Here is a 12,745-nt window from a genome sequence, read left to right on the forward strand (position 1 = left end):
CCTTGATTACTGACGCATAATCCCGTTGGGTTAGAAAATACCCCGGAAGGCTTTTCCCTCAAGGCATTAATTCCTCTCTCCCTTCAAAAATGAGCGAACGTACAGTTGTTAGCTAAGGCATACATATCAAATGGATTCTCTAGAAAATTAATTATTCGTGAAGCATTACTCTTGCTGCATTAATGCTTCGAGTTGTGCCAGCAGTTTTTCTACTTGTGTTTTTTTCTTGGGGTCATCCCACAATTTAGCTTTTTTGAATCGGCGCAGGGTATCATCAACACGCTCTTTGAGCTCTGTCGTCTCTGTTTGAGAAGATGAGCGCGATTCAGACTGCTGCTCAAAAACTTGGATTTTCTGTTTGATTTCGCTCAGGGATAGATTATGCTCAATTGCTATGTTTAGCAGTTCATCTCTAGTTTTTTCATTTTTAACTCGTGCGATCGCTCGTGCTTTAGTGTACTCAAGTTTCCCAGAACGTAAAACTGACAGTACATCAGGCGGCAGACTAAGCAGTGGAAGGCGGTTGCGAACAAAAGAATCCCACTTCATGCGTCCTAAAGCTATAAATACCTCTTCAACAAGCAGAGTTTGAGAGTTACCCGTAACGTTACGGGTAATTTTACCTTTAGCTTCATTATCCATTTTTTGCAACAGTTTGACGGTTTCGTCAACGCTGATTTCTAACCGCAATGCTAACAGTTCGAGGATACCTTCAGTTTCTTCTAGGGGGTTGAGGTCTTCACGTTGAAGGTTTTCAACGAGGCGTACTTGATATGTAGTCGCATCGTCCATTTCCCTTGCAACAATAGGTACTTCGATTAATCCTGCCATTGTTGCCGCTCTGTAGCGTCGTTCCCCTGCTACCAATTCATAATATCCCCCAGGCAGTGGACGTACTAACAGAGGTTCGAGAATACCCAGTTCTTTGATCGAGCGTGATAGTTCTTCAAGCTTTTGGGGATCGAAATAGCGCCGGGGTTGCGAGTCAGGCAGCTTGATTTTAGTGATGTCAATAGTGGAACTAGCATTGGCTTGCTTATCAGACTGCGTGGTATCTGCACTGCTACCAAACAGCAGTTCGACCGGTTTTTTGATGGCGGCGTAGGGTTCGTTACGCTTTTTATTCACTGTTTTACTTCGAGTTTATCTAAACTGTTGGCAATTTTTTTGAGTACGCTGACGGCAGAGTGATTTTTATCAAACAATGCTAAAGGTACTCTACGCTCAGACGCATCCGCAAAGGCAATGGATTTAGGGATGGGTGGGTATACAGTACCAATATCTGATAGTTGTTCTTGCACAGCTTTAACAGTCCGAGACTCTTGGGCAGTGCGACCATCAAACATTGTGGGAACAAACCCCGCAAATTGTAAACCGGGGTTAGTATGACTGCGGACTTGGGCTACCGTACTGAGTAAAAGTTCTGTCCCTTTAAATGATTTAAACTGGCATTGTATCGGAACAAGAATGTGAGTAGCAGCAGTTAAACTAATAACACTGAGTAACCCTAAAGAAGGGGGACAGTCGATCAGAATAAAGTCGTAATTGTCCTGCACTGTGGCAAGTGCATTTTTTAGACGATATTCTCTGGCGATCGCACTTGCTAACTGCATTTCAGTAACCGCTAGGTTAATATCAGCAGGGACAAGCGCCATACCGTGAATCAGTTCAGGATAAATAGGTAATGACTTGTTGTCAACAATTGTCTGTTGGATACTTTGCTCTAATTCGTCGGGTTCAAGCCCCATGAAAGTAGTCAGGCTAGCTTGTGGGTCCATGTCTACCAACAAGACACGACGTTTTTTAAGTGCCAGATGATAGCCTAAATTTTGAGTAAGTGTGGTTTTAGCAACACCACCACTTTGGTTAAACAGTGTAATAATGCAGGTTTTGTTCACAATTTTTGATAAAAGATTTTTTAGATCTCTCCTTAATACGCCAAATTTTATCGGAGGCGGTGATTTTATACAATCTGTAGTGAGTGCGATCGCACTCTTTTTCTGTAATGCAGCAGCTAAGTAAGCGCAATAACTAAATCTTTCTAAATAGTTGAAGTCAATCAATCTTGTAGTACTAGTGTAATGCCAGCAGAACTTTATAAAAACGGAATCATCGAGATATCCGAAAACTTAGACTTTACCGAGGAAGAAGAGCTTTGGGATGTATTTGTACACTTCCAAGGGCACATATTTTCTCCAGTGGTAGCAGGAGCAAGCCAAAACAGAGCATTCGAGATAGGGCGAGATTTATACGATTGGATAGAAGAAAATTACTGCCAGGAAATGGGAGATCGCTTTACATGGAAAAGATACTCCGTAAATCGAGAAGATCCAAGGCACTAGGGACTTCCAAGTAAATAACTATTCCATCGCTAGGGCAAGCTGGGGGAGAAAGAGCCTATTCATCGCCTCCGCGATCCAAATAAAATAATTTTTGGAAGTCCTGTAACTCTCTTGTATTACTCTCGTCAAATAAAAATTTGAAACCTCTGGCCAAATAGAGTTTTTCTTCTTGAGATTCGGTTCGTAGGCTCAATGGATACACGATGCCTGCGGCGAGCGTATCCATTACGAATTTCCTTACCAAATATGAATTTCATCATTTAATGATATGAATGTTCTCTACCTATTGATAGAGCCACTTCCTTGTGTAGACTACACAAAATTGATGTATAAATTTAAAAATAATTTTATGTATATTTACTTTATTTTATGAATATCATCCATATTTATAATTACTTAGGATTATATATTTTATGTAGAGTTACACAATTAAAAACTAATTTTCAGTAATCAATTTATCCACAATAAATCATAAATTCTGATAAAGAATAAATTGATCATCTTCTCACATTAGGCTGATTATTATTAGGATATATACAAGTTATTAAAGATATAGAAAACTTTGTTGTGATTCTCTATGTCTTCAATAAAGCTGTATCCACAACGCCACAAACAGAAGTATTCGACTAATCTGTATCCTTTAGTAATTACTGCAAATGTGGCAATGGTCTTGGATGTAATCATCAACCACAGTCCCCTGAGCTTTTTAACATTTGGTTTAACAACATTAGGGACAGCAGTAATTATTTGGCGGCGTGAGTTAGATGGTCTGCTTAATTTTTGTACCAAGCTAAATCGGCGCTATAAATTCACTACCCCTGCATTGACAATGCTAGGAACTATTTCATTGTTAGATGCACTATCAACTCCTGCAAAAGCACAGTTCTTCCAAAATGCACAAACTTGGATGACATCAAACTTTACAGGTGCTGGTCAAGCTATTCCTTTAGTATTTAACGTGCTGCGTGGTTTATTTTTGATTTACTTGGGAATTTCTTTAGTAAAAGTCATACAATCAGCTCGTCAAGACGAAGATTGGCAGAATTTAGCCCGAACACCAATGATTATTCTAATTGCAGTGACTATGGGTGATATCTTGGCGAACTTAATTATTGGCAGTGGCGGTACAACTGGTTGAGGTCGAAAATGGTTGATAGTAAATCCAAAACACGCACTGTTAATACCACTATTGGTAAGCAGCCTAACATTGGGCCATTTCCATCCGATCAATTAATTCCTTGGGTAGTGATTTCTGGAGTTTCCTATTATTTATTTCATGGATTTTTGCGACTTAACTGGATTTGGACTCTAACTCTAGCAACTTGGGGAATTTCGACTTGGTGGGTGCTGACTGCTAACGGAGCTTGGAGAATTTTATCAAAGTTTTTAGCTACTCCTAATTGGACGCGAGTACGTGTGCTGTATCAACCAATTTTGCAGTCCAATGCTAAAAAAGGTCAGAAAACAGAAAAACTGCGAACAAATTTGAAATTTAGAAAATAGTCAATCAATTTTGGATTTTAGGTTTTGGATTTTAGATTTTAGATTAACCCCATGCACGCCACTTGCAACAAGCGCGGGAACCCTTCCACCGCAGTAGCTTTAATTAAAAATTTTCGATGCATGGATTTATTCCACGAATTAATTCGGGAGCTTGACACCTGTTGAAATTTTAAATTTTGAATCTTCTCCTGACACAGAGGCTACGCCAACAATCCAAAATTTAAAATCTAAAATTCGGTCAGGATGGGATATTAATTAAATTCCCCAAAAGGGTTGACTTAGGAGGTGATATTTCGGTGAAGTCGAAAGTTGGTAAGCGCATTGTTGATAATGGGGAACGCAAGGTTCGTTTAACACCTCTAGAAGATGCTTTTGCACTAGTTACAATGTTGCAAATTAACCTTCAAGGACGCTCCGTTGGTGCTTACGTACTGCGTAAAGGTACTAACAGCTTTATGATTCACTTTGGGTTTGAGTGTGCTGGGATTCACTCAACGTTGCGTACTGAACAAATTGACCCAGTTTTTGATGCTATTGAATCAGGTTTGAAAGATTTGCCAGAGGGCGAACGGCTGACAATACATTTAAGTTCGTTTACTGATGATAGTTTCAGGCAACAACAACTCAAGAATTTGAGCGATCGCTCACCCAACAAAGAATTACAATATCTCTTGATGGGAGAACGCTGCCGTACTCAAGAATTGACGAAACTCGGCATCCGCAAACCCAAAACCCTGCGCTTGTACTGTACCTATACAGTAGAACCAGATACCACTGGCACCAGCGATGTCATAGAACAATTGCTCTCAAAACTAGAGCGTTCATGGAAATCTTTCACTGGCGAAATCAACGAGTTGCAGTTTCTTCGCATTGAACGTCTGCTGCACGCATCTTTTACTGATGGCTTTCAACTTTGGGAACAATTGCTGTCCAACAAAATGGGCTTAAATGTTCGCCCCTACGATGCTGAAGAACTTTGGGCAATTCTCTGGCAACGTTTCAACTCGACTCCACCGCGACCAATTCCCCAACTTTTGATTTTAGATGAGGAGGGACTGCGCGAAGAAATTTACTCAGAAGTTGCGCCTACTTCCATGTTAATGGAGTCCGAATCATCGATTCCTGTTGCAGATCGCCGTTGGGTGCATCTACTAGACAAATATATTGGAGCGCTAACCTTTGTTGATAAACCTGGCGGTTGGACAGACAAGGAACACCAGATGCGTTATCTCTGGGAGATTTTATCCAGAGAACGGGTGTATGACACCGAAATTTACTGCCAATTGATGCGGGCTAATGAGACTTTAGTCAAAACCAATATGCAGCGCTTAACCAAACAGGCGAATACAAGCGCAGTTTTGGCACATGAAAAAAATTCCGTTGATGTCAAGTCTTTAGTCAATATCAAAAAGTCAATTGCTGCTCAGGAAGAACTTTATGAAGGTGCTGTTCCCATTCATACTGGGATCGTGTTTTTGGTCTATCGCTCATCCCGTGAAAAATTAGATGAAGCCTGTCGATATTTGCAATCTTGTTTTTTGCGTCCAGCCTGGGTAGTCCGCGAAACTGAATATCCGTGGCGGATGTGGTTGCAGACTCTTCCTATCACTTGGGAGCGTTTAATGACCGTCCCCTTTAATCGACGGCTAGTTTACTTGAGCAGTGAAGTACCTGGGTTCATGCCATTAGTACGAACTCAAGCTCGAGATGATAGTGGCTTGGAACTCATTGCCGAAGAAGGAGGAACGCCAGTATTTCTCAATTTGTACACCCAGCACAAGAACTTGGGGCTATTCGCTACTACCCGTGCAGGTAAAAGCGTCCTAGCATCGGGCATCCTCACCCAAGCTTTAGCGCATGGAATGCCGGTGGTAGCGATGGATTATCCTAAGCCTGATGGCAGCAGTACTTTTACTGATTACACCCAATTTATGGGTGATGATGGAGCCTACTTTGATATCGGTAAAGAATCAAGTAATTTATTTGAATTGCCGAATTTACACTCTCTCCCACCTAAGTTGCAGCAAGAACGATTTGAGGATTATAAAGAATTCCTAGCGACGGCAATACTAGCAATGGTTGTGGGTACGCGTCGGGGTGTAACCAATGTATCGCAAACACTCACGGACACTATACGTTCGATTATTGCTCTGGCACTGAAAGATTTTTTTAACGATGAATTAATCCGCGATCGCTATGCTGCTGCCTACATTAATGGTTTTGGCTCACAAGAATGGCTGGCAATGCCCACCTTGCAAGATTTCTTAAGTTTTTGTTCTTATGAGCGTTTACAGCTAGATTCTTCAGGGGGCGATATCAAAGCAGCCCTAGAAACCATAAAGTTAAGATTGCGATTCTGGCTTTCTAGTAGAGTTGGACAAGCTCTGGCTCAACCTTCCACCTTCCGCAGTGATGCACATCTATTAATCTTTGCGCTGCGTAACTTATCCAATGACGATGATGCAGCAATTTTAAGTTTAAGTGCTTACAGTGCAGCTTTGCGTCGAGCCTTAGCAGCCCCAGCCAGCGTGTTTTTTATTGATGAAAGTCCTATCCTGTTTGAATACGATTCGATTGCCGCACTGGTGGGTAGACTGTGTGCCAATGGAGCAAAAGCCGGAATCCGAGTAATTTTATCTGCTCAAGACCCTGATACCATTGCCCAATCTCCAACAGGTGCGAAGATTTTCCAAAATCTAACCACTCGACTGATTGGACGTATCCAACCTACTGCTGTTGATAGCTTTGCGAACATTTTGAAATATCCGCCAGAAATCATTTCTCGCAATGCTACAGAAAGTTTTTTCCCAAAAAAGGAAGGAGTTTATTCCCAATGGCTGCTAGACGATAACGGGATTTTTACTTTTTGTCGCTACTATCCCGCCTTTAATTTGTTGGCAGCAGTAGCAAACAATCCCGAAGAACAAGAGCAAAGAACTGCTGCTTTATCTCAGCATTCCGATAAATTTGTGGCTTTGACAGAGTTATCCAAACATTTGGTTGAGACAAAGTAAATCTCCAAAAAAGGAGGAGTGATGCACAAAATTAAGCGAGCTACTATTATTGGAGCGATCGCCGTCTCTGCAATTGGATTCACTAGCGCTCAGGCATTTTCATTACCAATTTTTCAAGATAGCTCCTCTGCAAGATTCTTCGAGCAATGGCGACAGCAATTGAATCCATTCACTCAAGATGCTTCCTCCCTGGCTCAAAAACTGGAACCTTTAACGAAGTTCTTAGGTAAAGATTTGCAAGCTGCGATTACGGAAGCAATGGGTGTATTGGGTTTACCAGATGCTAATGCAGCCAGGGAAAAGGCTGAGGATAGTGCAGCTACTTCAAATAGTGCCATCAAGGCGGCTGAACGAGCCACAAATGAAATTGACCGCCAAATTACCCGTACAGAAGCAGATAGCATTCTTAGCAAAGCAGGTCAACAACACACCAAAGAGCGAATTGAAACAACCCAAAATTCAGTTGCACAAGTTTATGTAGATGCTAATGCTGCTCAAGATGAAGTTGTCACCCAGAATGTTATGAAGCGAATTGCTCAACAAAATGTCCAAACCGCAGCAATTTTAGGAGAAATGCGGGCTGATGGATTGAAATTACGGCAGTCTCAAAATTTGGCGAACCTCAACTTGACAAATATTTCCCGTTCTTTAGATGGTCAAAAGCAAGCGTATCAGAAACAAACGGTGGATCAGGGGTTTAACAATTTAAGGACAGCAGCCCAAGCGCGGTTGTTCTAAGAGGCAGCCCCAAGCACAAAATTTCATCGCCATGCATGAAAAAGGGACAAGGAGGACAAGGGGGACAAGGAGGATAATTAATAACCCTTGACTTTTACTCAGCATTCAGGAACGCCAGTTGCTTCAAATCTGGAAAAGCAATGCCACTGGCTTCACCTGTGAGAAGTCGCAGCAGCGTCTACAGCACTTCGAGTCAGAAGGAGGGCGAAGATTGTTGAAATTATTGAAATATGAATTGATACTCGCACAAAGCCAAACTCCTAATCCAGGGCAAGCAGCTTCCACCATTACTAAAGATGGTGCAGCTGCCAGTGAAGCGATCGCACAGACAATGGAAAAACTTTGGGATGACGTACTCGGTGGAGGATTGTACAGTGCGATCGCCTCACTAGGAGTTTTCTTTGCTGTTGGCACTCTGCTGATTTTCATTGTCCAATGGACGCGGGAAATAGTGGATGGTGATAACTCAAAAGCTTTCTCTGAAATGATTTGGCCCATAGTAGTGATAGTTCTGCTAGCCAACAATGCTCAACCTTTGGCGATCGCCACTAAAGGATTGAGAGCCATCATTAATCAAACAAACAACACTCTGCTGACAACTACTTCTGCTTCTATCCAACTCCAAGAAGCATATCAGCAAGTAATGCTGAAGACTGGTAACGCCGATGTCATTCAAGCATTAATTGTCCAGTGCGATGCGATCGCCGATCCGAAGCAACAAGCTGAGTGTTTGCAAAAGGCTTCTGGGCAAGCCCAAGAAATTGAAACTCAAACAGATAATCGCCCCGGTTGGATGAAAGGTATTGGCGAATTATTTAACACCAACATTTTTCAATTAACTCTGCGTGGTTGGTTATTAGCATTTGGTATTGCTTTTCAATGGATAGTCGAAGTTTCCATGCTATTAACTGCACTGTTAGGGCCTTTGGCTGTGGGAGGTTCATTACTTCCCGTTGGTCAAAAAGCGATTTTTGCATGGTTAACTGGCTTCTTCTCTGTGGGAATGATCAAGCTTTGTTTCAATATTATTTCTGGGTTAGTCGCCACAATGGTGCTGAATGCTGATAATAACGACCCTATGATTTTCGCCTTTGCTATTGGTATTCTCGCACCAATTTTATCTGTTGTTTTGGCTGCGGGTGGCGGTATGGCGATTTTTAGAAGTTTTTCTAGTATTGCTAGTTTGGGGCTTTCTTCTGTAGTTACGAGAATGGTTAAAAAATTTTAGTGAGCTATCTTTGTTGGCATGAATTCCAAATCTTACGCATCATTGGCGTTACTGCAAATACCCATTCAGGGTTATCCCAATCTTCTTCTTCAGCAGTCACATTGTGCAAGCACCAATACTCCAACGTGTGTTTATGTAAGTAGAAATCCTTACCTATCAAACGGGATATTCGTTCTTCCAAGCTGGGATCACGAATGTCTTGTCCATACTCACGTAGGTATTCATCATAGGAAGCAATGATTAAACACATCAAGGCAAATCTTCCCTCAGAGTCTAAAACAAAATTCTCATAACCATCACAGAACTCCGCAATACGAGATGAATCAGCTACTTCAATTTCCCAATCTTGTCCATATTGAGTGAGATGAAACATTTCATTTAGCCGTTGTATTGCATTAGCTGTAGGATACTTTGGTGATTCATTTATCATTTGCTTCTACTACTGAAAATGACGGATAACTAAATTTTTTGTGCGTATTAAGGATAGCTTATGACTATTTTCGATAAAAATATAGATTCAAAAAATGCCAAAAGAAAACGATTGCGATTTTTAAATTCCGCTTCTACAAGATTTTCGACTGGTGATACTTTAGCTTTATTTGCTGTTGGTACTTTCGGGCTACATATTGTTACTTTTTTTGTATTAATCTTACTCTATGGTTCCTACTCACAGTTGAGTCAGAAAGCACCTCCGTCTCTAGTACAATTAGAAACAGGCAAATCAATTAAAGTTGCCTCAATAGGTAGTTTAGAACGTACTCCTCAAGTTATTTTACATTTTGTTTCTGACACAATGACTTTGATGATGAATTGGTCAGGAACGCTACCATCCACCACAGTAGAAGAAGCTGCTAAACCCAAACCAGATCCTGGTATAGATATTCGCTCTTCAAGTAACGGAAATCGTAAAGTAACTTCTTCAGCATGGCAAGCATCCCATGCTTTATCGGAAGACTTCCGTAAAGAGTTTTTGCAAATACTAGCTGAAATTACACCACCAGCAGTTTTCAAGGGAACAACGCAAGTAGTTTTAGTTCCACTTTCTATTCAACCTCCCATCAAAATTGCTGAGGGTAAGTGGAAAGTCAAAATGGTTGCTAACCTTAGCATATTTGACCAAGGAAATAAATTGGGAGAAGTAATTCCCTTTAATAAAGAAATCTTCGTACAAGCCGTTGAAGCTCCTGATATGGCTACAACAAATGATGGATTAGCAGCAGCAATTTATCAGATGCGAGCTAGCGGTTTAGAAATTTATGCAATACGGGATTTACCACAGGAGAATTTATAATGCCTGAGCATCAAAATGGTAAAACACCTACAAATATTCTTGAATTAGAAAAAAAACCTGCTACGGCTAACCAAAAATTTGAACAAGAGTTCAATGAAGAATTTGATGATGAATGGGATGAAGAAAGTCTGGCGCGATTACTCGGTTATGTATATCCGGCGGTAACTTCAACAACTACTTCCGAAGTGAATGAACATGAAATAACTTCAGAAGTAGTTGAACATACCGAAAATCAAGCTGAAGTATCTCCGCCAAATGTAGTAGCACCCCATGAGTTATTTGATGACCCACAATTAGGTAAAACACAACAAAATTTTTCCACTAATCCATTTTCTAAATTTGGTGTTGTCGGCTTGGGATTGTTTGTGATATTCGGTGTAGGAGCTACTTTTTTAAATATTATTATTTCCGGTAGACCAAAAGCAGCACCAAAAATTGTGGAGCAAGGTTCTGCCCAGCCTACAGTAGAACTTGCTGATAATATAAAACCCCAAGAAGTAGAAACAGGGAAGCTAAAAGCAGAATTAGCGTTAGGAAGCCAAGTAGAAAAAATCAAATCTTTAGAAAGTTCCAAAAGTCCCAAAACTTCTGTAGCCAAAGCACGTAACCAAACTAAGGATGAGTTAAATAAACGAACTACAGTCAACCAGACTCCACCTGATGTGCGTCCATCACCAATTTCTCGTCCAGTTCAAGTTGCTTATGTCCCTCGTCAAACAACACCAAGAGAATATTATTCGCCTCGTTTTACAACAGTTTCTCGGAATCAAGCACCTGTAAGTAACGTGCCAGTAAATACCACAAGCACAATACCAATACCGCCTCGTACAAACCAATCTACCGACCCAATGCAACAATGGGCGGCAATTAATAGATTAGGAAGTTATGGCAGTAGTGAAATTGCGACTAACAATGAATTGGCAACCAAAACTTACGAACAACCGAATAATAGTGCTGTAGATACTGTTACAAACGGACAAGGAAATTCACCAATAATAATTCCTCGTGCCACCCCAGTTTTAGCTGTTGCTAACACAATTGTGGAAACTGCCGATTCTCTAGAACCACTCTACACAGAAGAAAATGCAATTGTTACAGGTATACCTGTGCGACAACTAACGGTGGGTGCAACTGCATCTGGAAAGTTAATTACTCCGTTAATTTGGAGTGAACGTTCAACTAATAATATTGATGCAAAATCAGTGGCTCCGGCTCAAAAAGACAAGTTTATTGTCCAACTTGTTGAACCGCTAACTGAAGGGGATGGTTTTGTTAGCTTACCAAGAGATACTGAAATTGTTGTCCATGTACGAGACATTGAAGAATCAGGACTTGTGCAACTGGAAGCAACCCAAATTGTGATGGAAGGTAAGGAGTATGTGCTGCCACCGGGAGCAATTACTATTCGCGGCAACTCCGGTCGTCCATTAATGGCATCAAAGTCGAATGATAAAGGTGGCGAAATTGCTTCACGAGATGCAGAAACATTCGTAGTTGGTTCTTTGGCTAAAGTGGGCAAAGTACTCAATCAACCTCAAGACGAACAATACTCCACTTCCACTGGGTTTGGTGGTACAACTACTTTTTCTTCTACTAGGCGAGGTGGCCCTAACATCTTGGGTGCAGTTTTAGAAGGAGGATTTGAACCACTGACTGAACAAATTTTAGAACGCAATCAGCGATCGCTAAGAGAAATCGAACAACGAAAAGCAGTTTGGTACGTCCGCGCAGGTTCAGATATTCAGGTTTTTGTCAACCAATCTTTTCAATTTTAAACTGCCTCCCCCATGCCCTAATTTACTCAGTATGAATCCGATGAAAGTTTTTCTGCAAAATTTGACTTTAACCGCTTCCATCTATACTGTGCTGACTTTTGCTACTAGCCTTTTACCAGTGGTGGCAGGGGAAACATCTCGTTCCAGTCAAATTCCTCAAGGACTGCGACGTATTTCACAGGAGACAGCCACTGGGCAGAGTGGAAGTGAAATACCTCTAATTGAATTATCGCCGGGGTATGGAGTCAATATTTCCTTTATCTCCAGTGGTGAGATAGTAGAGAAAGTTTGGTTAGATAATCCAGCGATCGCTTCTCTTGATGTTGATGGTTGTTTGTCAGGCTTGGGACGTGAGTGTAACTCTCCAGGGGCAACAGTATTACATCTGCGACGGATCAACCCAATAGATATGCCGCAGTTGCCGAAGATGAATAGCAGCTTGCTGACAGTAGTAGCAAAAGGTAACTCTGGGCGGCGAGTGTATTTATTTCGGGTCGCTACAGCTAATACAAAACCCAAATATCACACAATCGAGGTCACACCTCACACCCAAGAAGAACCTGAAATTAGAGAACTACTACCGCAATATCAAAATTTACAAGCTATAAGTCGGGGGCTGGAGATTGCCCAAAAACAACGTTTAATTTCGCCTGAATCGCGCTTGTGGCAGCGAATAAAAAACTTTTTAACAAATGTGAAGTCAGGAGAATCAGTATCTAATGCTGCCCGGAAAGCTGGTATTACTTTGCAGCTAGTTAATCGGCTGATAGAACTGGGACAAACTACTCCTGTAAATACTTTGAGGCAGCGTTTAGTAAATCAATAAAATTACTCAAATAAGATTTAAAATTAAG

12 protein-coding genes are annotated in these 12,745 nt (G+C 41.2%); 9 read left to right on the forward strand and 3 right to left on the reverse strand.

Annotated features, from left to right (window positions below; all coding sequences use genetic code 11):
- Nucleotides 1-165 precede the first annotated feature (165 nt).
- Both H6G08_RS19370 and H6G08_RS19375 read right to left on the reverse strand, forming a co-directional pair.
- Nucleotides 166-1,128 carry a ParB/RepB/Spo0J family partition protein gene (locus H6G08_RS19370; RefSeq protein WP_190545850.1) on the reverse strand — a complete coding sequence of 321 codons (963 nt, stop codon included), beginning with the start codon at nt 1,126-1,128 and terminating at the stop codon, nt 166-168.
- Nucleotides 1,125-1,898, reverse strand: a complete 774-nt coding sequence (locus H6G08_RS19375) for a ParA family protein (RefSeq protein WP_190545983.1) — start codon at nt 1,896-1,898, stop codon at nt 1,125-1,127. The genes H6G08_RS19370 and H6G08_RS19375 overlap by 4 nt, the downstream gene beginning before the upstream one ends.
- A gap of 183 nt (nt 1,899-2,081) precedes the next feature.
- On the opposite strand from H6G08_RS19375, the gene H6G08_RS19380 reads away from it, so the two are divergent.
- The 6 genes from H6G08_RS19380 (at nt 2,082) to H6G08_RS19405 (ending at nt 8,825) form a co-directional block, all read left to right on the forward strand.
- Entirely contained in the window at nt 2,082-2,342 is a 261-nt protein-coding gene (locus H6G08_RS19380; RefSeq protein ID WP_190545852.1) for a hypothetical protein, read from the forward strand.
- 577 nt (nt 2,343-2,919) lie between these two features.
- Nucleotides 2,920-3,480: a hypothetical protein gene (locus H6G08_RS19385; protein WP_190545854.1), complete on the forward strand. Its 561-nt coding sequence runs from the start codon at nt 2,920-2,922 to the stop codon at nt 3,478-3,480.
- An 8-nt stretch (nt 3,481-3,488) separates the two neighbouring features.
- Entirely contained in the window at nt 3,489-3,845 is a 357-nt protein-coding gene (locus tag H6G08_RS19390) for a hypothetical protein (protein ID WP_190545856.1), read from the forward strand.
- Between the two features lie 290 nt (nt 3,846-4,135).
- Nucleotides 4,136-6,859 carry a putative type IV secretion/conjugal transfer ATPase gene (locus tag H6G08_RS19395; protein WP_190545985.1) on the forward strand — a complete coding sequence of 908 codons (2,724 nt, stop codon included), beginning with the start codon at nt 4,136-4,138 and terminating at the stop codon, nt 6,857-6,859.
- Nucleotides 6,860-6,880: 21 nt separating this feature from the next.
- Nucleotides 6,881-7,597 (forward strand): hypothetical protein, encoded by a 717-nt coding sequence (locus H6G08_RS19400; RefSeq protein ID WP_190545858.1) that lies wholly within the window; start codon nt 6,881-6,883, stop codon nt 7,595-7,597.
- 211 nt (nt 7,598-7,808) lie between these two features.
- Nucleotides 7,809-8,825, forward strand: coding sequence for a hypothetical protein (locus H6G08_RS19405; RefSeq protein WP_190545987.1), 1,017 nt, complete (start codon nt 7,809-7,811; stop codon nt 8,823-8,825).
- Nucleotides 8,826-8,829: 4 nt separating this feature from the next.
- Here the strand turns inward: H6G08_RS19405 and H6G08_RS19410 are convergent, their stop codons facing one another.
- Nucleotides 8,830-9,255: a hypothetical protein gene (locus H6G08_RS19410; RefSeq protein ID WP_190545860.1), complete on the reverse strand. Its 426-nt coding sequence runs from the start codon at nt 9,253-9,255 to the stop codon at nt 8,830-8,832.
- 60 nt (nt 9,256-9,315) lie between these two features.
- Between H6G08_RS19410 and H6G08_RS19415 the strand changes: the two genes are divergently transcribed.
- Genes H6G08_RS19415 through H6G08_RS19425 form a run of 3 tightly spaced genes read left to right on the forward strand, consistent with a single transcriptional unit; the run spans nt 9,316 to nt 12,717 of the window.
- Complete coding sequence (locus H6G08_RS19415; RefSeq protein WP_190545862.1) at nt 9,316-10,116, forward strand: hypothetical protein; 801 nt, start codon at nt 9,316-9,318, stop codon at nt 10,114-10,116.
- Nucleotides 10,116-11,891 carry a TrbI/VirB10 family protein gene (locus tag H6G08_RS19420; RefSeq protein ID WP_190545863.1) on the forward strand — a complete coding sequence of 592 codons (1,776 nt, stop codon included), beginning with the start codon at nt 10,116-10,118 and terminating at the stop codon, nt 11,889-11,891. The genes H6G08_RS19415 and H6G08_RS19420 overlap by 1 nt, the downstream gene beginning before the upstream one ends.
- Before the next feature lie 40 nt (nt 11,892-11,931).
- Nucleotides 11,932-12,717 carry a hypothetical protein gene (locus H6G08_RS19425; RefSeq protein ID WP_190545865.1) on the forward strand — a complete coding sequence of 262 codons (786 nt, stop codon included), beginning with the start codon at nt 11,932-11,934 and terminating at the stop codon, nt 12,715-12,717.
- Nucleotides 12,718-12,745 lie beyond the last annotated feature (28 nt).

The sequence above is a fragment of the Calothrix anomala FACHB-343 genome (genome assembly GCF_014696435.1).
In the GTDB taxonomy this organism is placed as follows: domain Bacteria; phylum Cyanobacteriota; class Cyanobacteriia; order Cyanobacteriales; family Nostocaceae; genus Aulosira; species Aulosira anomala_A.